Origin of the sequence: Brevundimonas sp. TWP3-1-2b1 (genome assembly GCF_049896165.1) — a bacterium.
Taxonomy (GTDB): Bacteria; Pseudomonadota; Alphaproteobacteria; order Caulobacterales; family Caulobacteraceae; genus Brevundimonas; species Brevundimonas subvibrioides_B.
Window position 1 is genome coordinate 138,453 of sequence record NZ_JAFCTT010000003.1, and the last position, 20,187, is coordinate 158,639.

General features: G+C 68.7%; 18 protein-coding genes. 7 read left to right on the forward strand and 11 right to left on the reverse strand.

Annotation, left to right across the window (positions count from 1 at the left end):
- Positions 1-277 precede the first annotated feature (277 nt).
- The 4 genes from ACP7AB_RS04140 to ACP7AB_RS04155 all read left to right on the forward strand — a co-directional run bounded on the left by ACP7AB_RS04140 (position 278) and on the right by ACP7AB_RS04155 (position 6,352).
- Positions 278-898: a hypothetical protein gene (locus ACP7AB_RS04140; protein ID WP_426046103.1), complete on the forward strand. Its 621-nt coding sequence runs from the start codon at positions 278-280 to the stop codon at positions 896-898.
- 76 nt (positions 899-974) lie between these two features.
- Positions 975-2,372 (forward strand): terminase large subunit domain-containing protein, encoded by a 1,398-nt coding sequence (locus tag ACP7AB_RS04145; RefSeq protein ID WP_425990251.1) that lies wholly within the window; start codon positions 975-977, stop codon positions 2,370-2,372.
- Between the two features lie 101 nt (positions 2,373-2,473).
- Positions 2,474-5,314: a M16 family metallopeptidase gene (locus tag ACP7AB_RS04150; RefSeq protein WP_425990249.1), complete on the forward strand. Its 2,841-nt coding sequence runs from the start codon at positions 2,474-2,476 to the stop codon at positions 5,312-5,314.
- Positions 5,315-5,644: 330 nt separating this feature from the next.
- Complete coding sequence (locus ACP7AB_RS04155; protein ID WP_425990247.1) at positions 5,645-6,352, forward strand: hypothetical protein; 708 nt, start codon at positions 5,645-5,647, stop codon at positions 6,350-6,352.
- Between the two features lie 434 nt (positions 6,353-6,786).
- On the opposite strand, the gene ACP7AB_RS04160 is transcribed toward ACP7AB_RS04155, so the two are convergent.
- From ACP7AB_RS04160 to ACP7AB_RS04175, 4 genes are all read right to left on the reverse strand, one after another.
- Positions 6,787-7,680, reverse strand: a complete 894-nt coding sequence (locus tag ACP7AB_RS04160) for an NmrA family NAD(P)-binding protein (protein WP_426046104.1) — start codon at positions 7,678-7,680, stop codon at positions 6,787-6,789.
- Positions 7,681-7,947: 267 nt separating this feature from the next.
- The gene (locus tag ACP7AB_RS04165) at positions 7,948-9,276 is read right to left on the reverse strand and encodes an ABC1 kinase family protein (RefSeq protein ID WP_425990244.1); all 1,329 of its coding nucleotides are present in this window, start codon (positions 9,274-9,276) and stop codon (positions 7,948-7,950) included.
- A gap of 4 nt (positions 9,277-9,280) precedes the next feature.
- Positions 9,281-9,775 carry a DUF427 domain-containing protein gene (locus tag ACP7AB_RS04170; RefSeq protein WP_425990242.1) on the reverse strand — a complete coding sequence of 165 codons (495 nt, stop codon included), beginning with the start codon at positions 9,773-9,775 and terminating at the stop codon, positions 9,281-9,283.
- Between the two features lie 407 nt (positions 9,776-10,182).
- Complete coding sequence (locus ACP7AB_RS04175; protein WP_425990240.1) at positions 10,183-10,584, reverse strand: metallopeptidase family protein; 402 nt, start codon at positions 10,582-10,584, stop codon at positions 10,183-10,185.
- 148 nt (positions 10,585-10,732) lie between these two features.
- Here ACP7AB_RS04175 and ACP7AB_RS04180 point away from each other — a divergent pair, with 148 nt between their 5' ends.
- Positions 10,733-13,096, forward strand: a complete 2,364-nt coding sequence (locus ACP7AB_RS04180) for an ATP-binding protein (RefSeq protein ID WP_425990238.1) — start codon at positions 10,733-10,735, stop codon at positions 13,094-13,096.
- Positions 13,097-13,203: 107 nt separating this feature from the next.
- On the forward strand, positions 13,204-14,064 hold the full coding sequence (locus tag ACP7AB_RS04185; protein ID WP_425990236.1) for an HAD family hydrolase: 861 nt from the start codon (positions 13,204-13,206) through the stop codon (positions 14,062-14,064).
- A 45-nt stretch (positions 14,065-14,109) separates the two neighbouring features.
- Here the strand turns inward: ACP7AB_RS04185 and ACP7AB_RS04190 are convergent, their stop codons facing one another.
- The 7 genes from ACP7AB_RS04190 to sdhC all read right to left on the reverse strand — a co-directional run bounded on the left by ACP7AB_RS04190 (position 14,110) and on the right by sdhC (position 19,237).
- The gene (locus ACP7AB_RS04190) at positions 14,110-14,442 is read right to left on the reverse strand and encodes a PilZ domain-containing protein (protein WP_425990234.1); all 333 of its coding nucleotides are present in this window, start codon (positions 14,440-14,442) and stop codon (positions 14,110-14,112) included.
- Positions 14,443-14,466: 24 nt separating this feature from the next.
- Positions 14,467-15,276 (reverse strand): kinase, encoded by an 810-nt coding sequence (locus ACP7AB_RS04195; RefSeq protein ID WP_425990232.1) that lies wholly within the window; start codon positions 15,274-15,276, stop codon positions 14,467-14,469.
- A 2-nt stretch (positions 15,277-15,278) separates the two neighbouring features.
- On the reverse strand, positions 15,279-15,599 hold the full coding sequence (locus tag ACP7AB_RS04200) for a 2Fe-2S iron-sulfur cluster-binding protein (RefSeq protein ID WP_425990230.1): 321 nt from the start codon (positions 15,597-15,599) through the stop codon (positions 15,279-15,281).
- A 188-nt stretch (positions 15,600-15,787) separates the two neighbouring features.
- Positions 15,788-16,585, reverse strand: a complete 798-nt coding sequence (locus ACP7AB_RS04205; RefSeq protein WP_425990228.1) for a succinate dehydrogenase iron-sulfur subunit — start codon at positions 16,583-16,585, stop codon at positions 15,788-15,790.
- Position 16,586: 1 nt separating this feature from the next.
- A complete protein-coding gene (gene sdhA / locus ACP7AB_RS04210) occupies positions 16,587-18,371 on the reverse strand; it encodes a succinate dehydrogenase flavoprotein subunit (protein ID WP_425990226.1) in 1,785 nt (594 codons plus the stop codon).
- Between the two features lie 9 nt (positions 18,372-18,380).
- Positions 18,381-18,785 (reverse strand): succinate dehydrogenase, hydrophobic membrane anchor protein, encoded by a 405-nt coding sequence (locus ACP7AB_RS04215; protein ID WP_425990224.1) that lies wholly within the window; start codon positions 18,783-18,785, stop codon positions 18,381-18,383.
- Positions 18,782-19,237, reverse strand: a complete 456-nt coding sequence (gene sdhC, locus ACP7AB_RS04220) for a succinate dehydrogenase, cytochrome b556 subunit (RefSeq protein ID WP_425990222.1) — start codon at positions 19,235-19,237, stop codon at positions 18,782-18,784. The genes ACP7AB_RS04215 and sdhC overlap by 4 nt, the downstream gene beginning before the upstream one ends.
- Before the next feature lie 212 nt (positions 19,238-19,449).
- Between sdhC and ACP7AB_RS04225 the strand changes: the two genes are divergently transcribed.
- Positions 19,450-20,031: a hypothetical protein gene (locus ACP7AB_RS04225; protein WP_425990220.1), complete on the forward strand. Its 582-nt coding sequence runs from the start codon at positions 19,450-19,452 to the stop codon at positions 20,029-20,031.
- Positions 20,032-20,187 lie beyond the last annotated feature (156 nt).

The window sequence follows — 20,187 nt, forward strand, 5'->3', positions numbered from 1 at the left end:
TGTGGCTGGATGAGCCACGGGGGTCACGTCAATGGGTCCAGGGCGAAGTCGTCGGACGCGGCAGGGTTTGGCAGTCATTGCCGTCTCCAGCCCGCTGTGCCCCGAAATCCGCCGACTGCAAACTTCCCCGACCCTGAACCGCCAACACCGCCAATCTGATGGGTATCGGGCGGCTGTTAGCGCAATTCCCGCACCTCGCCCTGCTCCTTTTCAAGGGGTTGCGGGAAAATGAGGGGCGCGAACGCGCCCTGGTTCGCGGATCCCTGATACTGCGGGGATGGAACACAGATCACAGACGAGCGGGCGTCTCAGGCGCTCTGTGGTCGCCTCTCACCGGGGCGAGGATCCGGGGCCGGAGGGTCAGAAGCGACATCGGACAGGGTATTTCGTGGCCGGGGAGCGGGTCTGGAAACGGATCGAGATCGAGTTCTCGGCCGGGGCCACGGCGGAATGGCTGTCGGTCAAATACGGGCCGGCGGTGCGGACCATCGGGGCGCGCGCCAAGGCCGGGGGCTGGCGCAAGAAGGATATCGCCCTGAAGGCGGATGCGGCCTGGGACGAGGTGGAGGACGAAGAGCGGCTGGCGGCGGAGACGCGCGTGGCTGTGCGGGAGGCGGCGGATCGGCGGACGGCGGTCAAGGCGGCGATCCGGGGCGCGGGCGAGGGGGAGGCTGAGGCGGTCGATCCGGGGCGCGCCGTGCGGGCGGCCCGGGCCAGGGCGGTCGCGGCGATGGAGGAAGGGGAGCCGCGTCTGGCGCAGGAGTTCCTGAAGCTGGCGCGGATGCTGGAGGGGGAGGGGGAGGAGGATGGGGACGAGGCAGCCGCCCCCGGAGGGCGGACGCCGCAGCAGGAGGCGGCGCTGGCGGCGATCCTGGCGCGGCTGGGGGTGGAGGGGTGAGTCAGGTCCGGGGGAAAGCCCCCTCCGTCCCTCCGCTTCGCTGCGGGCCACCTCCCCCATGAAAGGGGAGGAGAACGTGGGGGTCACGCTTCTGACGAAGGAGGACGTGGAGGCATTGCATCCTGACGATCAGGCGAGGTTGGCCTGGGACGGCGCCGCGCACCGGGGTCAGCGGGCGCCGTCTGGCCCGTGGCGGACCTGGGTGTTTCTGGGCGGGCGGGGGGCGGGTAAGACGCGGGCGGGGGCGGAGTGGGTCTCGGATGTGGCGGCAAGGCTGGGGGCCGGGGGGCGGATCGCCCTGGTGGGGGCGACGATGCACGATGTGCGCGCGGTCATGGTCGAGGGGCCGAGCGGGCTGATGAATCTGCCGTACCGGACGCCGCCGGTGATGGAGAGCTCGCTGAGGCGGCTGGTGTTTCCGGGCGGGGCGGTCGGGGTGATGCTGTCGGCGGCCGAGCCGGAACGGCTGAGAGGGCCGCAGTTTCACGCCGCCTGGGGGGATGAGTTCTGCGCCTGGGACAGGCCGGAGGAGGTGCTGGCGATGTTGCGGCTGGGTCTTCGATTGAGTGCGCGTCGCCCCCTCCGTCCCTCCGCTGCGCTGCGGGCCACCTCCCCCATGAAGGGGGAGGAGAAGTGGGTTCCTCGCCTTCTTCTCACCACGACGCCGAAGCCCTTGGCGGTGCTGCGGCGGGTGTTGGCGGAGGAGGGCTGCGCGCGGAGCCATGCGCCGACGGGGGCCAATGCGGAGAACCTGGCCGAGGGGTTTCTGGAGGCGATGCACGACCTGTACGGCGGGACGCGACGGGCGGCGCAGGAGCTGGACGGGGTGGTGCTGGAGGCCGAGGGGGCGCTGTTCACGCACGCGGACTTCGTCCGCGCGCGTTCTCTTTGCGAGGGCTACCGTTCTTCGGACTACTTGAGCCCGGTGTCGGGGCGGGCCGACCTTCCGACTTTTGAGCGGGCGGTGGTGGCGGTGGATCCGCCGGTCGGGACCCTGTCGGGCGAGGGCGGGGATGCGTGCGGCATCGTGGTGGTCGCGCGCGCCGCGGGGACGGCCTGGGTGCTGGACGACCGCTCGGTGCGGGGGCTGTCGCCGGCGGGCTGGGCGGCGCGGGTGGCGCGGACGGCGAAGGACTGGGAGGCGGCGCTGGGCTGTCCTGTGCGGGTGGTGGCCGAGGGCAACCAGGGCGGGGACATGGTCGAAACGGTGCTCAAGGGGGCGGGGGTGACCCAGGTCGTGCGACGGGTGCAGGCGCGGGTCGGCAAGCGCGCCCGGGCCGAGCCGGTGGCGGCCCTGTATGAACAGGGACGGGTCGGCCACGTCGGGGACCTGACCCTGCTGGAGGAGGAGCTGCTGGGGATGGGGGAGGCGGGGGGCGCGTCGCCTGACCGGGCGGATGCCCTGGTCTGGGCGGTGACCGACCTGCTGATCGACGGGGGCGGGCCGGTGCTGGCGCGGGCCCGGGTGCTGTGAGACGGGATTGTGACTCTTTGTCCATGTTCGGGTCCTGACGATTGCGGACCGGCGTGACGTCGTTAATGTTTGCGCGCTTCAGGAAAAGGACTGTTTCTCGCATGCGTCTTCGCTCCGTCTCGCTCGCCGCCCTTCTGGCCGTGATCGCTCCCGCCGCCCCCGTGCTGGCTCAAACGTCCGCCGCGCCGATGGCGGCGACCACGCCCCAGGCCGCCGAACTGAAGGCCGCCCCGGTGTCGCAGCTGGTCGCCGAGGTCGATATTCCGTGGACGCGGTTCACGCTCGACAACGGCCTGACGGTGATCGTGCACGAGGATCGCAAGGCGCCGGTGGTGGCGGTGTCGGTCTGGTACAATGTCGGCTCCAAGGACGAACCGGCCGGCTCGACCGGCTTCGCCCACCTGTTCGAACACCTGATGTTCGGCGGGTCGGAGAATGCGCCGGGCTCCTATCTGGGCCGGATGCGCAACCTCGGGCCGTCGAACCTGAACGGCACGACCTGGTTCGACCGCACCAACTATTTCGAGACCGTCCCGACCCCGGCGCTGGAACAGGCCCTGTTCCTGGAAAGCGACCGCATGGGTTATCTGCTCGGCGAGATCGGCCAGCCCGTGCTCGATCTGCAGCGCGGCGTGGTCCAGAACGAGAAGCGCCAGGGCGACAACCAGCCCTACGGCCTGGTCCAGTACGCCCGCCTCGAGGCCCTGTTCCCCGAAGGCCACCCCTATCGCCACTCGACCATCGGCTCGATGGCCGATCTGGACGCGGCGAGCCTTGAGACGGTGCGCAACTGGTTCCGCGAGAACTACGGCCCCAACAATGCGATCGTGGTGCTGTCGGGCGACATCGACGAGGCCACGGCGCGTCCACTGATGGAGCGCTATTTCGGAACCATCGCGCGCGGCCCGGTGAACACCCCGGCCGAGGCCGATGTGCCGACCCTGGCCGCCCCGGTGGTCCAGGTCATGCATGACCGGGTGGCCACCACCCGCCTGTCCCGCAGCTGGGCCGTGCCGGGCCTGCTGAGCGACGACGCGGTGCCGCTGTCGGTTGCGGCCTCGGTGCTGGGCGGTCTCGCCTCCTCGCGTCTGGACAACATCCTGGTGCGCGACGAGCAGACGGCCGTACAGGTGTCGTCCTCGATGCAGGACTTCCACCGCCTGGGCTTCTTCGACATCACGGTGAACGTGAAGCCGGGCGTGGACGCCGCCGAGGTGGGCCGCCGCCTGGACGCCATCGTCGCCGACTTCATCGCCAACGGACCGACCGAGGAAGAGGTGGCCCGTGTCGCCACCCAGTATGTCTCGGGCCGGATCCAGAGCCTGGAACAGGTCAACGGCAAGGCCAACGTCCTCGCCGAGGGCCAGCTCTATGCGGGCGATCCGGACCACTACAAGAAGGAACTCGCCGAGTACGCCTCGGTCACCCCGGCCCAGGTCCGCGACGCCATGCAGCGCTGGCTGACCCGTCCGGTCTATGACCTGACCGTCGCGCCGGGCGAGCGCGAGGCCTATGCCGAGGCCGCCGCCGCCCCGTCGGGCGCCGCTCCGGTCCCGGCCGCCGAGATCCAGCGCGTCGCGCGCATCCCGATGCCGGAGATCGGCCAGGTGCCGGATCTGGAGTTCCCCGCCGTCGAGCGCGCCACCCTGTCGAACGGCATCAAGGTGGTCTACGCCCACGTCGACACCGTGCCGGTGACCCGCGTCGGCATCGATTTCGACGCCGGCTACGCCGCCGACCGCGCCGATCGCCTCGGCGCCCACGCCATGATGCTGGACCTGCTGGACGAAGGCACCACGACCCGCGACGCCAACCAACTGGCGGAGGAAGAGGAACGTCTGGGCGCCTCGGTCAATGTCGGGGCCTCGATGGACCGGACCTCGGCCGATCTGTCGACCGTGACCGCCAACCTGGCCCCGTCCCTGACCCTGCTGTCGGACGTGGTGCGCAACCCGGCCTTCGCCCCGTCCGAGATCGAGCGCATCCGCGCCTCGCGCCTGTCGGGCCTGGCCAGCGAAGCGACCCAGCCGGCCGCCATCGCCGCCCGCGCCCTGCCGCCGTTGATGTATGGCGCGGACAGCCCCTATGGCCGGTCCTTTACCGGGTCGGGCGATGTGGCGACCCTGACCGCCCTGACGCGGGCCGATCTGGTCGCCGAGCACGACGCCTGGGTGCGACCGGACAATGCGACGATCTTCGTCGTCTCGGACCTGCCGCTGGCGCAGGTGACCGCACAGCTGGAAGCCGCCTTCGGCGACTGGCGCGCGCCTTCGACGGCAAAGGGGACAAAGGACTTCGCCGACGCCGCCGTGCCCGCGCCGACCAACCGGATCGTCCTGATCGACCGTCCGCAGTCGCCGCAGTCGCTGATCTACGGCGGCGCCGTCCTGCCCGTCTCGGGCACCGACGACCTGCTGGCGCTGAACGCGGCGAACGTGACCCTGGGCTCGGACTTCCTGTCGCGGATCAACTCGGACCTGCGCGAGACCAAGGGCTGGTCCTATGGCGTGCGCGGCGGGGTCAACGCCCTGGAATACCGCGTGCCCTATATCGTCAACGCCCCGGTTCAGGCCAACCGCACCGGGGACTCGGTCGCGGCCCTGATCGCCCAGTACGACCGCTTCCTGCAGACCGACGGCGTCCAGCCGACCGAGCTGGAGCGGACCATCAACGGCAACACCCGGTCGCTGGCCGGCGGGTTCGAGACCTCGGGCCAGATCCTGGGCGCCCTGCGCTCCAACGCCCTGTTCGGCCGCCCCGACGACTATCAGGCTACGCTGGCCAGCCGCACCCGCGCCCTGACGGCCGCCCAGATGGACGAGGCCGCCCGCCAGGTCATCAAGCCCGACCAGTTCGTCTGGGTCGTGGTGGGCGACGCCTCTGTGGTGCGTCCGCAGCTGGAGGCCCTCGGCCTGCCGCTGGAAGTGCGTCCGGCGCAGTAGCGACCGGCTTCGGTCGGACATGAAAGGGGCGGCGAGCGATCGCCGCCCCTTTTTGCTGCGACGCGCACAGATGGGGACGGGCCGTCGGTCGCGCGCCGGGCGGTTCCGGGCCGACCCGGGCGGACGCGCCGGACGTCCGCGAGGGGGTGGGGGGCGGACCCGGGATCACCGACCCCGCACCAGCTCTGGCAGCCATCTCAATGACGGGCGTGCGTGTGTTCCGAGGTCGCCGGGCCAATCAGTCGACGGTTCTCCAGCCGAAAGCCGACCTTGAAGGAATGTGGTGGGTTTGAGTTCGAAACGCAGTTATCTCGGTCATTAGGGGGATCAATGACAGACACACGCAAACCGAGCGATGAGCTTGCTGATGACTTTTTGGGCTTCGCAGGCCGTGAGGTAATCACCGCCAGGGACCTCCTGCTCCGGCCTTCAACCGTTCTGCGGGCATGGATGGAGGCGGGTCCTGAGGGAGGTGGCGCCTATGCCCGCCCGCTGCGCCTCTACCTCGGGCTCAATGCCATCTTGATGTTGATTCTGTTCTTGCAGGGTGGCGCCGGGTTCATTTTGGAGGGTATGCCGCCTGCAGTGATTGACCCGCTGATCGAACGGTCAGGCAAGTCGCAGGACGCTTTCGTGGCAGACGCTGACGGCTGGATGACTCTGGTCATGGTGCCCCTGTTGTCAGCCTTCTACGCATTGGCGGCAGCTCCGCTACTTCGTCTGTGGGACAAGGAAGATCTGGGATGGCGTAGAGGGTTCCGTGCCAGCTTTGGCTGGCTTTGTGCCTGGACCGTTCTGATGCTGCCTTTGGCGTGGTTGTCATACGGCACAGGGCCTAAGGCAGCGATGACATCCGCAGCAATCATGTTGCTAGGGATAGTTGCCTTCGTTCGCATGGGGCATGGGCGATGGTTCCGGTCGCGTGTTGCAGGCGTATTCAAAGGCTTTGCGTTGATGCTTGCTGTGCAGATCGCGGCAGCATTCGGCGGAGTATTGGTTGGAATGGTCGGCGTTGTCGGAGCCCTGATCAGTCCTTGAGGACTGGTTTTTCGGGCGTTTCCCACGTCGGCTAGGGGTGGTGAGCGGACATGCATTCGGTTCGTCTCCTCCCCGTCGCCGCTTTGCGATGGGGAGGGGGACCGCGAAGCGGTGGAGGGGCTTTTGAGCCCGCACCATGTCTAGAGTGAAGAACCCCTCCGTCACGGCGCAAGCGCGCCGCGCCACCTCCCCCTTCGCCAAGAGGCGAACGGGGAGGAGACTCAACTGACGTCTGCAACGGGTCGGAACACGACATCAACGCTAGGCCGAAAACCGGACATTGACCGCCAGGCCTGCTGATCCGCACCAGCCGGCTACACCGGTCGTTCTCCCCGTGCGTATGGGTCTGGATGCCGCGGCCATCCGCTACGGACGCGACCCTTAAATGGACCCGGATATGGGCTGGGCCTCAACGCAAGGATCGAGGCGCATTCTCACGCCGCCTTGTCGAAGCGCTTGGCCAGGAGCGTCTTCACCGGGGTCCAATGCAGTTCAGGATAGCGTGCGTTGTCGAGCGGTTCGAGCTTGCCGCGGCCGCTGAACTGGTCGCGCATGTACTGCATACCCTGCCAGGGCGGGAACGCCTCGTCCTTGCCGGGCACAATCAGCTTCGTGAAACCGATCATCGCCGCCAGCGAGCCGAGGCTTCCCGCCCACAGCGTTCGGTAGCGTTCACCGGTCGCCTCGGTCATGGCCACGGCGAGCTCGCGCGCGCTGACGACGTCGCCGGCGATGCGCAGAATTCGCGGCGCGTTCTCGTCCATCGCGGCGGCCGCAACATAGGCGGCGACATCGTCCTTGGTGGTGAAGTCCAGTTTCTGATCCGCGTCATGCCAGTAGAGGACCCGGCGGATCGCTGGCTGGATGATCGGCATCTCGGCGCCGAGCATGTCCATGAAGGCGCCGTTGAGGATCGACGTCGCCTGGATCGGCGCGGCATCGACGCGGGCCATAAACTCCCGGCGGACATCGAAATTTCGGTTGTCACCAGGTCGGGTCTTGGTGAAGTCGGCGGCATAGTCCGACGGAATGAAGCGCGGCACGTTCGCTCGGACCGCCGAATTGAGCAGGACCGTCTGTCGATCAATGATCACCTCGCGCACGCCATTCAGCGCGGAGACGACGCAGGAAGCGCCGGCGAGGGCGGCGGCCATGGCGTCGATGTCGTGCGGATCGGCAGGCATGATCCTCGCCCCCAGGGTCTCGAGGCGAGATCGCTCTTCGTTGCCGAGATCCGGGCGAACCACCGCGCTGACCGAGGCGCCGCGGGCGATGAGCGCCTTGGTGATTCGGGCGCCTAGATCCCCGGCTGCGCCGGCGATTGCCACATTGTAGGGTTCTGTCATGGCGGGATCCTAGACCGGGATCGCACTCGCGATAGCCCCACTATCGAAAGGGACACACCACAAGTCCGCAAAGGGTCGGACCACGACATCACCTTCAGGCCGAAAACCAGACCTTGACCGCCAGGCCCGAGAGCAGACCTCCCGAACCGCCGCCCGGGGTTGCATTGCGTCACCGCGAGTTCGGTTCGAAGACCCCCGCCGTCCTGCAGTTCTTGGAAAGAGCCTGATTCACGCTTCCGTCCCGAACGCTCACATCTGGAGCCAGGGCTGGACAAGAGCCCTGAGATCGATCCGGGCTTTCAGCCTGGCCGCCAGCAGGGCGGTGCCGCTGATCTTTCGCTGGACGAACAGGATGTCCGAAGGCGGCAGATGCCATGCAGCACTGTCCGCCGCGATCTCCAGCCCCGGTTCGCGCAAGGCCGCGAGGAAGCGGCGATCGCCGAAGTCGAACGGACCGGGGCGCTGAAGCTCGCCGAGGATCACATCGATCATGGCGTCGACGCGCCCGCCATGTCGCGCGACGGCGGCCGGGCCGATGAAGCCCGCCGAGAGCGCTGCGGCCCGCGCGGCCATCCGGTCGCCGGACAGACCCGCGTGCAGGAGCTGGCGGTACCCCATGGCTGTGGCCGGCTGCACCGGGCGGGCGGCGCCGAAATCGAGCAGCACCAGCCGGCCGCTCTCGGGCTGGACGCGGTAGTTGGCGAAGTTCGGATCGGTCTGCATGACGCCGAACTGGAACAGCTCGCGCAGCACCACGGTCATCAGCGTGCGAACGGCCGCGTCGCGCGCCGCCTGGGGGGCGGTTTCGAGCGTCTCGATCGGAAGGCCCGACAGGAAGGTCATCGCCAGGACCCGGGACGTCGTCAGCTGTGGATCGAGGGTGGGCACGATGACCTCGGGGGTATCGGCCAGCAGGTGCTCGAACAGCCTCATCTGTTCGCCCTCGCGTTCGTAGTCGGCCTCTTCGGCAAGCTGCCGTTTGGCCTCGGCAAGGAGCGGCGCGATGTCCAGGCCCCTGGGCAGGGCGCCGGACATCCTCAGCAAGGCGGCGACGTTGTCGACATCGGACACGATGCTTTCGCTGACACCCGGGTACTGCACCTTGATCGCCAGTTCGCGGCCGTCGCGGGTGATGGCCCGATGAACCTGGCCGATGGACGCCGCGGCAACCGGATGCAGGTCGAACCGCTGGAACCGGGTTCGCCAGTCCGGGCCCCACTCGCGCACCAGAACCTTCTGCAGCTGGGCCGGCGGCATGTGTTGGGCGCTGTCGCGCAACCGCGCCATGATGGCGGTCAGCTCCGCAGGCAGCAGGTCTCCGGCGTCCATCGAAATGATCTGGCCCAGCTTCATGGCCGCCCCCCGCAGATGGGACAGGCGGTCGGCGATCCTGCCGACGTTCGACGGCGTCAGGAGCAGGTCTCGCAGCTGCGGGCGCTCGCCCTCCGCGAGCCGTCGCGCGCCCTCCGCCACCATGCCCCCGGCGACCGATCCCGCCAGCCGGCCGAACTGGCTCAGCCGCGACAGGCGCCCGCGCGGCACCGACCGCCCGGGGGATGAGCCCGTGTCCCGGCTCACGCTCTCACCACGCCAACGTCCCGGGGCCGCCCTTGAACGGTCCGGCCAGACGCGAGGTGATCCAGCCGCCGTAGAACCCGCCGACCTGGGGCTCGACCGTCTCGCCGTCGACGCTGCAGCGATCGAAGGGGCCGGCATAGAAGGCGATATGGTCCCGCAAGCCTTCAAACGGAGGGGTCGGCTCCGGATAGCTCCAGCCGACGCGCGGCAGGACCTGGGCGCCGATCACGACGTCCCAATAGGTCGCCGCACCCTTCCATTCGCAGAACGAGCCGCCGCCAGCGCGACGCAGCAGTCCAGGCGCGATGTCCGAGGGCGGAATATAGTAGCTGGGCGGATGACTCGTCTCCAGCGTCCGCACCGCAGAGCGGGTCTCGGCCACGATGACGCCCGCGTGGACGATCAGAACATGCGCGCCGGTCGGCTCGGCGATCGCCGGGCGTGGAAAGGCCCAGACGCTTTCCTGACCGGGCAACACGGGATCGGGACGGGAACTCACGCCAGGGCCGGGACCCGTCACCGCCCCTGCTCCCCGCAATAGATCAACGGCTTACACATGAGGCGGATATGGGAGGACGGCCTGCAAAGTCATCCCGGTGCGACATCGACGCCCGGACCGGCGCCCTGCCGGCCAGAAGGGGCCGGCCAGCGCCAGTTTCGGACCCGCGAAGGTCGTGGACCTGATGGCGGCGCTGCGGAACAGTCCGAAAGGGGTCGGCGGGGGCGAAGAGGAAGGCGGCGTAATCCTCTCCCTCCCCCTCGGGGGAGGGTCGTCGCGCAGCGACGGGGTGGGGGCGACAGGGTGATACGGGTGCAGGCCTTGGTGTCTTGCCTCGCCGCCCCCACCCGGTCTCCGCTTCGCGTCGACCACCCTCCCCCGAGTGGGAGGGAGAAGGTTGGACGTCCTCAATCCTCGGCTTCGATCTCGTCGATGTCGTCGTCGTCGAGGCCCATGTGGTGGCCGATCTCGTGGATGAGGACGTGGGCGATGATCTCGGCGAGGCCGACGTCGCCGCGCTCGCACCATTCGTCGAGGATGGGGCGGCGGTAGAGGAAGACGCGCGACGGCTCTGGCGCAGGGCCGAAGCCTTCGCGGTCGCCGATATGGACGCCGTGATAGAGGCCGGTCAGGTCGAACGGGTCCTCGAGATCGACTGCGGCCAGGGTCTCCGCGTCGGCGAAATCGTCGATGCGGATGACCACATCCCCGGCGGCGGATCTGAACGGCTCCGGCAGGGCGTCGAAGGCCTGGCGCGCCAGCCGGGCGAAGTCGTCGAGCGAGGGGGCCGCTTGATCGTTCCAGGTCATGGTGGGGGAGTTAGGCGCTCGTCCGGGGCAGCGCCACCGTGGCGCACGGGACTCACCGTCGCACATGCCCCGACTACTTGTTAACCATCCATTCGCGCCCGGCGCGGCTTCGGCTATGGTCGCGATTCGATCCAGCGGGTGAACGGGTATGGCGGAGGCCGATATCGCCTTTGCGGCGGCGGCGGGAGCGGCGGGACTGGCCCTGTCGATCAGCGTCTGGGCGTGGCGTCTGCGCCGGGCCGTGGCCGCGCGCGAATCCATGATTGAGCGGGACCGCGCCGCGACGGCGGTGAGCCGGGCCCAGCACGACGGCGCCCTGACCGCCTTCGACGACGTGCGCATCGGGCTGACGCCGGGCGAGCCGCCGCTGTTGCTGGGGCGGCCCGAAAGCATAGAGGCGGTGCGGCTGGCCTTCGCCAGGGATGTGCAGGGGACGCCGGGCGCGGCCCTGGCCGAGGCCCTGCATGCCGGCCTGGCCGAGCCGATCGACGCCCTGCTGGCCGAGGGGACGCCGTTCGAGGCGCACGACGGCGACGCCTGGAAGATCGAGGGCAGCGCCGTCAACGGCACCGCCTGGCTGAGGCTGTCGCCGGTGGCGCGGAGCGTCTCGCAGGGGGACATCGAGGGTGGGCCGGGCGAGGGCGCCGGCGAGCACGGCTTCGGGGCCGGGCTGATCGCCGACGCCTCGCCATCGCCGACCTGGGTCGTGGATCATGACGGGCGTCTGGTCTGGGCCAACAAGGCGTGGCTGGCCGAGGTGAAGTGCGGAACGGTCGAGGCGGCGCGCGAGGCCCGGGCCAGTTTCGACCGCGGCGCCGACCAGCTGGCGGCCGAGGCCGCGCGGGTCGGAACGCATCAGGAAGGCTTCCGCTGGACCGCCGGAGACGGACGTCGCCGGGCCTGGAAGATTCTGGCCGAGCCCCTGTTCTCGGGCGGCGCGGCGGGGCCGGGCGGGCCGGTGCTGGTCTTCGCCATCGACATGACCGAGGCCGAGGAGACGCGCGATACCCTGCGCCGTCACGTCACGGCCCATGACGAGACCCTCAACCATCTGGCCGATGCGGTGGCCATCTTCGGGCCGTCGAAGAAACTGGCCTTCCACAACATCGCCTTCCAGGTGCTGTTCAACCTCGATCCGGCCTGGCTGAACGAACGGCCGACCCACGCCGAGCTGCTGGACCGGCTGCGTCAGCGCCGGATGCTGCCCGAGGTCATCGACTATGCGGGCTGGAAGGCCACGGAGCTGGAGTTCTACGAGGCGACGGAAGCCGCCGCCGACGACAGCTGGTCCCTGCCGGACGGGCGGACTCTGCGGCTGGTGCGCCAGCCCCACCCCCTGGGCGGCATATTGCTGCTGTTCTCGGACATCACGGGCGAACTGAGCCTGCGCAGCCGGTTCAACGCCCAGCTCCAGGTGCAGACGGCGACGCTCGACAAGCTCAACGACGCGGTCGCCGTGTTCGGCTCGGACGGGCGGCTGCGGCTGCACAACGAGGCGTTCGAGACCTTCTGGAGCCTGTCGGCCGAACAGCTGGAGGAGGCGGGGGAGTTCGACGCCATCGCCGAGCTGTGCAAGACGGCCCTGCCCGACGCGGCCCTGTGGCTGGGGCTGAAGGCGCGGGTGGCCGATCCCGATCCCGAGAGCCGCATCGCCGTCTCGGGCGAGGGGCGCACGACCGACGGGCGGACGGCGGCCTGGCAGACCCGGCCCCTGCCCGACGGCGCGACCCTGGTGGCCTTCTCCGACGTGACGGCGCGGCGCGAGCTGGAACAGGCCCTGGCCCAGCGCGAGGCGGCCCTGAAGGAAAGCCAGGCGCTGAAGCGCGAGTTCGTCGGCTCGGTCAGCTATGAGCTGCGGACGCCGCTGACCACGATCGTCGGCTATTCCGAACTGCTGGAGACGATGAGCGATCTGCCCGACCGTAGCCGCCAGTACGCGGGGGCCATCCGCGTCGCCGCCGGCCAGCTGACCCACTCCATCGACGATGTGCTCGACATGGCCCAGATCGACGCGGGCGAGATGGAGCTGTCGCTGGGCGACGTGCGCATCCGCGACCTGTTCGCCGAGGCCGTCGAGAAGCACCGGCCGAGGATCGAGGGACGCGGCGCAACCCTGAAGGCCGTCGCCGCCGCCAACCTGCCGGCCATCCGGGCCGATGCGAGGCGGCTGGCCCAAGCCATCGATCATCTGCTGGACAATGCCGGGCGCTCGGTGTCGGAGGGCGGGTCCGTGTCCCTGCGGGCCGAGGCCAACTCAAGCGAGCTGCGCATCCGGGTCGAGGATACCGGCCGGGGCATCCCCTATCATCTGCAGGCGCACGTCTTCGACCGGTTCGTGAAGCGCGAGCGCGGCGGTCCGGGCGTGGGTCTGGCCCTGGTCAAGGCCCTGGTCGAGCTGCACGGCGGCTGGGCCGAGGTGGAAAGCGAACCCGGCAAGGGCGCGGCCTTCATCCTGCACCTGCCGCTGGAAGCCGACAGCGGGGCGGCGGCGCCGGAATTGGCGCTCGGGTAGTAGCGAGTATCGAGTGGCGAGTGACGAGCCGTCTGATCGCCGGGTTTTGACAGCGTGACCCGCGCTCACTAACCACTCGCCACTCGTCACTCGCCACCGGAGGCCGCATGGCCGACACACCCCTCCTCAAGACCGCCCTGATCTACGATTTCGACGGGACCCTGGCGCGGGGGAACATGCAGGAGGTCACCTTCATTCCGTCGGTGGGGATGGGGGTCGGCGACTTCTGGGGCGAGGCGGACCGGCTGACCAAGTCGGCCGATGGCGACAACATCCTGATGTATATGCAGCTGATGCTGCAGCGGGCGCGGCATAGCGACCAGCCGATCACCAAAAAGCTGCTGGCCGAACATGGCGAGGACGTGAAGCTGTTCGACGGGCTGAAGTCGGACCTGACCGGCAAGGGCTGGTTCGAGCGGATCGACGCCATCGGGGCGAAATACGGGCTGGAGATCGAACACTACATCATCTCGGCCGGGCTGGAGGAGATGATCGACGGCTGTCCGATCCGCGACGCCTTCCACCACGTCTTCGCGTCCAAATTCGCCTATGACGACCACGGGGTGGCCATCTGGCCGGCGGTGGGCGTCAATTACACGACCAAGACCCAGTATCTGTTCCGCATCAACAAGGGGGTGCTGAACCACTGGGACCACGAGCGGATCAACCGGTTCACCGCCGACGAGGACCGGGCGATTCCGTTCGAGCGGATGATCTTCCTCGGCGACGGCGACACCGACGTGCCGACCATGAAGATGATGCACACCAAGGGCGGCTTCTCGATCGCCGTCTATGATCCCCGGAACTCGGAGAAGGATCAGAAGAAGATCTATTCGCTGATCTCCGAGGACCGGGTCAATTTCGTCGCCGCCGCCGACTATCGCGAGGGCCAGCCGCTGGACCTGATCGTCAAGGGGTTGATCGGGCGGATCGCGATCAATGCCGGGACGATGCCGAGGATCGAGTAGGTCTCGCGGGCCTCCCCGGGGACGGGAGGCGCCGCCGGGCGAGTGTCAGCGCCCGCCGGCGCGGATCCACGCCTCGCGGGCCGGGAGCAGGCGGGAGGGGACGAGGCCGCGCAGGGCGGACTGGCCCTTGAGCCTGAGCCCGGCCTCGGCGCCCTTGCGCCAGGCGACGTCCGCCTCGATGGCGAGGCCCGCCGCAACGTCCACAATGGTGACGCTGGCGGGCAGGGAAAGCTGACGGTCGGTGCGGACCTTGAGGCCGCCCGCCGAGGTGTCGACGATCACACAGGCCATCTCGATCCCGGGTGCGACCAGAACGGCGCGCGCGTTCGCGGGCGAGCGGGTCTGGAGGCGACGGTCGATGGGTTGGGTCAAGGCCACGATACTCAACGCGCGGCGGGCGCTTCAGGCGCCGCCATGGTCCCGGATGTGAAGCACGGCGCGGTCTTCGTCCAGTTCGATGACGATGTCCGCCGTGACGCCGCCGGCGAGCATATGGCGGGTGATGCGCTCGAAGGCCTGGATGAAGCGGGCCAGTTCGGTGCGGCGGGCCCCGGGCACGGCGGCAGGACGGAGGCCGAGCAATCCCGCCTCCTGTTCGACCCGCCAGTCGAGGATGCGGTCGAAGGTCGGGGCCTTGAGGAACAGCAGGGCGTCGAAGGTGGCGAACAGGCGGGCGTAACGGGTCGCCAGTGAATGGTTGATCGCGCGGCGCCAGACGGCGTCCGGGTCGTCGATCCGCTCGAGGTCATTGATGGATTCCGACAATTCGGCCGGTCCTTGCGGCGACGCGCCGAGGCACCAGCCCTCCAGCAGGACAGAGCGGGGCCGGCCTTCGAAGACGGGCCAGTCCGCCTCGGCCCGGCGGTCGTCGGCGAGCTTGTCGAAGGCAGGGATCGCCGTGCGGTCCCCTGGCCCGGCGGCGCGCAGGCGGACCAGGGTCTGATCCAGCAGGTCGAGGTCGTGGGCGCCGGGCGGACCCCGAACGGCGAACAGAGGATGGACGCGGGCGGCGAGGTCGGCGCGCTCGGCGCGGGTCAGATAGACGTCGTCGAGGGACAGGGCGGCGCAGGACAGGCGCGTCGCCGCCTCGGCCGCCAGGGTGCTCTTGCCGGACCCCTGGGCGCCCGCGATGGCGATCAGGGGGACGTGGCCCGGCCGTTCGTGGCGGCGGATCAGGTCGTCCACGGCCTGGATCAGCCGCGGATCGACCATGATCAGTGCTGGTTGGCCGGCAGGCGCACGATCAGGCCGTCGAGGGCGTCCGAGACGCGGATCTGGCACGACAGGCGCGAGTTGGGCTCCACCTCTTCGGCGAAGTCGAGCATCGACTCTTCCATGGCGGACGGCTTGCCGGTCGCCTCGCGCCAGGCCTCGTCGACATAGACGTGGCAGGTGGCGCAAGCGCAGGCCCCGCCGCAGTCGGCGTCAATGCCGGGCACAGTGTTGCGGACCGCCCCCTCCATGACGGAGAGGCCAGACTTGACCTCCACGGCATGTTCGCGGCCGTCGTGCTCGATGTAGGTGACCTTGGGCATTCGGACTCAGGCTTGTTGTTCAACGGCGCGGATCGAACCTATCTCTCCGCTCATCCCCGCGAAAGCGGGGACCCAGTTCTGTGGGCGATAGGCTTTACCTGCCCTGCCCCGACATCGATCCGGCGCACCAGTGCCTCACGAAAGCACTGGGTCCCCGCTTTCGCGGGGATGAGCGGATTTAAAGTGGGCTACGCCGCCTGCTTCTTGCGTCCCGGGGCGATCATCAGCTTCTTGGTCTCGGCGATGGCCTTGGCCGGGTTCAGGCCCTTGGGGCAGACCTGGGCGCAGTTCATGATCGTGTGGCAGCGGTAGAGCTTGAACGGGTCCTCGAGGTCGTCGAGCCGTTCCTGGGTCTTGTCGTCGCGGCTGTCGGAGATCCAGCGATAGGACTGCAGCAGGGCCGCGGGACCCAGGTACTCGGTCTGGTTCCACCAGTAGCTGGGGCAGGAGGTCGAGCAGCAGGCGCACAGGATGCATTCGTAGAGGCCATCCAGTTTGGCGCGGTCCTCGGGCGACTGCAGGCGCTCGGTGGTGGGATCCGGATCGTCGGACTGGAGGTAGGGCTTGATCGAGTCGTACTGGGCGTAGAACAGGGTCAGGTCCGTCACCAGATCCTTGATCACGGCCTGGTGCGGCAGGGGGCCGATGGCGATGGTCGAGGACGAGCATTCGTCCCAGCCCTTGGTGCAGGCCAGGGTGTTGCGGCCGTCGATGTTCATCGAGCAGGAGCCGCAGATGCCCTCGCGGCACGAGCGCCGGAACGACAGGGTCGGGTCGATCTCGTTCTTGATATGGATCAGGGCGTCGAGCAGCATGGGGCCGTGATCGTCGGCCGAGACCTCGAAGACGTCCCACGAGGGGTTGGCGTCGACGTTGGGGTCATAGCGATAGACCTTGTAGGTCTTGACGTTCCTGGCGCCCTTGGGAGCCTTGTGGACCTTGCCCCTGGTCGGGGCGGAGCCGCGCGGGAGGGTGAGTTGAACCATCTCAGTAAACCCTCGCCTTGGGCTTGATGTACTCGATGTCCGAGGACATCGTGTAGGTGTGCACGGGACGGTAGTCGATCGCGACGCCCTCGCCGGGCTTCTTCCAGGCCAGGGTGTGCTTCATCCATTCGTCGTCGTGACGATCGGGGAAGTCCTCGCGGGCGTGAGCCCCCCGGCTTTCCTTGCGGTTGGCCGCGCTCTCGATCGTGACCAGGGCCTGGTCGATCAGGTTGTCGTATTCCAGCGCCTCGACCAGATCCGTGTTCCAGATCATGCCGCGATCGGTGGTCTTGATGTCGGCCGAGCGGGCGGCGATGTCGCGCAGCTTGGCGACGCCCCCGTCCAGGGTCTCACCGGTGCGGAACACGGCCGCGTCCGACTGCATGGCGTGCTGCATCTCTTTACGCAGTCTGGCCGTCGACTGGGAGCCGTTGGCGAAGCGGAAGCGATCGAGACGCGCCAGATGTCCGGCGGTCACCGAGGCCGGGGCGGCGGGGACCGGGGCGGCCTTGTCGACCACCTCACCGGCCCGAAGGCCGGCGGCGCGGCCGAAGACGACGAGATCGGTCAGGCTGTTCGACCCCAGGCGGTTGGCGCCGTGGACCGAGACGCAGGCCGCCTCGCCCACGGCCATCAGGCCGGGGACCACGGTGTCGGCGTTGTCGCCGACCTTGGTCAGGACCTCGCCGTGATAGTTGGTGGGGATGCCGCCCATATTGTAGTGGACGGTCGGGATGACCGGGATCGGCTGTTTCGTGACATCGACGCCGGCGAAGATCTTGGCCGATTCCGAGATGCCCGGCAGGCGCTCGTGCAGCACGGCCGGGTCGAGGTGATCCAGGTGCAGGTTGATGTGGTCCTTGTTCGGACCGACGCCGCGACCCTCGCGGATCTCCATCGTCATGGAGCGGCTGACGACGTCGCGTGAGGCCAGATCCTTGGCCGACGGGGCGTAGCGTTCCATGAACCGCTCGCCCTCGGAGTTGGTCAGATAGCCGCCCTCGCCCCGGGCGCCCTCGGTGATCAGACAGCCGGCGCCATAGATGCCGGTCGGGTGGAACTGGACGAATTCCATGTCCTGCAGCGGCAGGCCGGCGCGCAGGACCATGGCATTGCCGTCGCCGGTGCAGGTGTGGGCCGAGGTGGCCGAGAAATAGGCGCGGCCGTAGCCGCCGGTGGCCAGGATGACGAGCTTGGCGCGGAACTGGTGGATGGTGCCGTCGTCGAGCTTCCAGGCGGTGACGCCCGTGCATTTGCCGTCCTGCATGATCAGGTCGAGGGCGAAATACTCGATGAAGAACTCGACCTCGCGGCGCACCGACTGGCCGTAGAGGGTGTGGAGGATGGCGTGGCCGGTGCGGTCGGCGGCGGCGCAGGTCCGCTGGACCGGGCCCTCGCCGTAGTTCTTCGTCATGCCGCCGAAGGCGCGCTGATAGATCTTGCCTTCGTCGGTGCGCGAGAAGGGCACGCCCCAGTGTTCCAGCTCGTAGACGGCCTTGGGGGCCTCGCGGACCAGATATTCGATGGCGTCCTGGTCACCCAGCCAGTCCGACCCCTTGACGGTGTCGTACATGTGCCACTTCCAGGAATCCTCGCCCATGTTGCCGAGCGCGGCGGAGATGCCGCCCTGGGCGGCCACGGTGTGGGAGCGGGTCGGGAAGACCTTGGTGACGCAGGCGACCTTGAGTCCCTGCTGCGCCGCCCCGAGGGCCGCGCGGAGGCCCGAGCCCCCGGCGCCGACGACGACGACGTCGTATTCGTGATCGACGATTTGATAGTCAGCCATTTTTCTCGATCAGATCCCGAAACCGGCCGGCAGCGGCGCCGAACCCAGCGCCAGCCGCACGATGAAGAAGACGCTGGCGGCGGCCAGCGCGAGGAAGATCAGGTTCAGCAGGCCCAGCAGCAGGGCCTTGTTCCCCGGACGGTGGATGTAGTCCTCGACGATCACCTTCCAGGCCAGGCTGGCGAAACCGAAGAAGACCAGGGCCGTGACGACCAGCAGCCCGGCGTTCAGCCGGCTGGCGAACCAATGGAGGACGACATCGTATCCGGCGCCGGCCAGGGTGAAGGCGGTCGACAGCAGCCAGACGCCGAGCGGCATCATCAGGGCCAGCAGGATCTTTTCCAGGGTCCATTCCCCGGCGCCGTGGCGTTCGGAGACCCGGACGCCGTTCTTGTACTGGGCCTGAGCGCTCACAACGAAACCCTTCCGGTGGCGAACAGGGCGACCCAGAACAGGATAGCCAGGGGGACGGGACCGTAGACGGCGACGGAGGACAGCCGGTCGGCGGACGTGATCGTCAGACCGGCGCCGGTGTCGTTGATCAGGTGGCGACCGCCATTCAGCAGGAGCGAGAACAGCACCACCGTCAGGCCGAAGCCGACGAGCATACCCAGGGACGAGGCCGCCAGACCGAGAGCGGCGGCATAAGCCTCCGGCCCGAAGGCTGCGGCGGCCGTCCAGGCGACCACGAAGATCGCGCCGACGCTGGCTGCGCCGATGGTGACGCGGAACAGGATCGAGGCCGTCATGGTGATATGCCAGCGCCAGGTCTGCAGATGCGGAGACAGGGGGCGGGGGCGGCCGTTGGGCTGGGAGACGAAACGACCGGTCTGGTCGTCAGCCGCGTCGCCGATAGGGTTCGACATGCGAGTAGTTCTCAAAAAGCTGAGACGGATCAAGGCGTCAAGCGCGATTGCGCAAGGCTTTACGGACGGTCGCGGGCCGGTGTCAACGCGAGGGTGCAGTGCAAAACAGGCGAATGGTCGCGCTGGTCACGCCGCGTGCGGAGCCGATCACGATTTCGCGTGCCGCACGTCGGCGCTGGTCATGGCCGCCGGGAGACGACACTCTGGCGGTCATGGTTGTTTTCGCACTGATTTCGCTCGCCGTTTCGCCCGTTGCCGTGATCGGGCAGTCGTCGCCGGTGGCCTATACGGCCCAGGTCTATCAGGCCCCGGTGGTGCGACCTTTCGAGCCGCCGTCGAATTTCGGCCGTGTCACGGAGGAAGGCGACGGCGGGGGCGATACCCGCCTTCGCGTCATTACGGCTCCGGTCTCGGTCGAGGCCTACCGCCGCAGCTACGAGCATGCGCCGTCGCGGGCGGACAATGCTTATGATGCGGGCGTCGAGGCCGCCGAGCGCGGCATGGACGCGCGCATGGGGCCGCTGGACGGGCGCTGGCTGCTGAAGGACGGCGAGGGGCGGACGCTGATGACCGTGTCCCTGATGGACCAGGGCGAGACCAGGCCGCTGGACGGCGCCTATCGCACTGCCGACGCCACGGCCGAGGTCGGACCTCTGACGACGGCGGAACGGTCGGCGGGCGTTCTGGTGCTGGAGATGGGCGGCGGACGACTGTCGCTGCAGTCTTCGGGCGAAGGCTGGAGCGGGACGCTGGCCCAGGGCGGCCGCGAGCGGGCGGTTACGCTGGTTCGCTGATTCAGCCCAACCCCGTGCATCCCCGCGAAGCCGGGGACCCAGTGCTGTGGGCGACAGGGAGCGCCAGGTGCGTGTTGACCGTGATCCTAGAGCGTTCGACGGGTGAGTTGCGGCGCCCTTGGAGCGCGGACCTGGAGGTCCGCGCTCCTTTTAGCC

What these genes read in the sequence shown, in the direction of transcription:
- ACP7AB_RS04140 (WP_426046103.1), top strand. Translation starts at nt 278, where the DNA reads ATGGAACACAGATCACAGACGAGCGGGCGTCTCAGGCGCTCTGTGGTC.
- ACP7AB_RS04150 (WP_425990249.1), top strand. Translation starts at nt 2,474, where the DNA reads ATGCGTCTTCGCTCCGTCTCGCTCGCCGCCCTTCTGGCCGTGATCGCT.
- ACP7AB_RS04155 (WP_425990247.1), top strand. Translation starts at nt 5,645, where the DNA reads ATGACAGACACACGCAAACCGAGCGATGAGCTTGCTGATGACTTTTTG.
- ACP7AB_RS04175 (WP_425990240.1), bottom strand. Translation starts at nt 10,584, where the DNA reads ATGACCTGGAACGATCAAGCGGCCCCCTCGCTCGACGACTTCGCCCGG.
- ACP7AB_RS04180 (WP_425990238.1), top strand. Translation starts at nt 10,733, where the DNA reads ATGGCGGAGGCCGATATCGCCTTTGCGGCGGCGGCGGGAGCGGCGGGA.
- ACP7AB_RS04185 (WP_425990236.1), top strand. Translation starts at nt 13,204, where the DNA reads ATGGCCGACACACCCCTCCTCAAGACCGCCCTGATCTACGATTTCGAC.
- ACP7AB_RS04195 (WP_425990232.1), bottom strand. Translation starts at nt 15,276, where the DNA reads ATGGTCGATCCGCGGCTGATCCAGGCCGTGGACGACCTGATCCGCCGC.
- ACP7AB_RS04200 (WP_425990230.1), bottom strand. Translation starts at nt 15,599, where the DNA reads ATGCCCAAGGTCACCTACATCGAGCACGACGGCCGCGAACATGCCGTG.
- ACP7AB_RS04205 (WP_425990228.1), bottom strand. Translation starts at nt 16,585, where the DNA reads ATGGTTCAACTCACCCTCCCGCGCGGCTCCGCCCCGACCAGGGGCAAG.
- sdhA (WP_425990226.1), bottom strand. Translation starts at nt 18,371, where the DNA reads ATGGCTGACTATCAAATCGTCGATCACGAATACGACGTCGTCGTCGTC.
- sdhC (WP_425990222.1), bottom strand. Translation starts at nt 19,237, where the DNA reads ATGTCGAACCCTATCGGCGACGCGGCTGACGACCAGACCGGTCGTTTC.
- ACP7AB_RS04225 (WP_425990220.1), top strand. Translation starts at nt 19,450, where the DNA reads ATGGTTGTTTTCGCACTGATTTCGCTCGCCGTTTCGCCCGTTGCCGTG.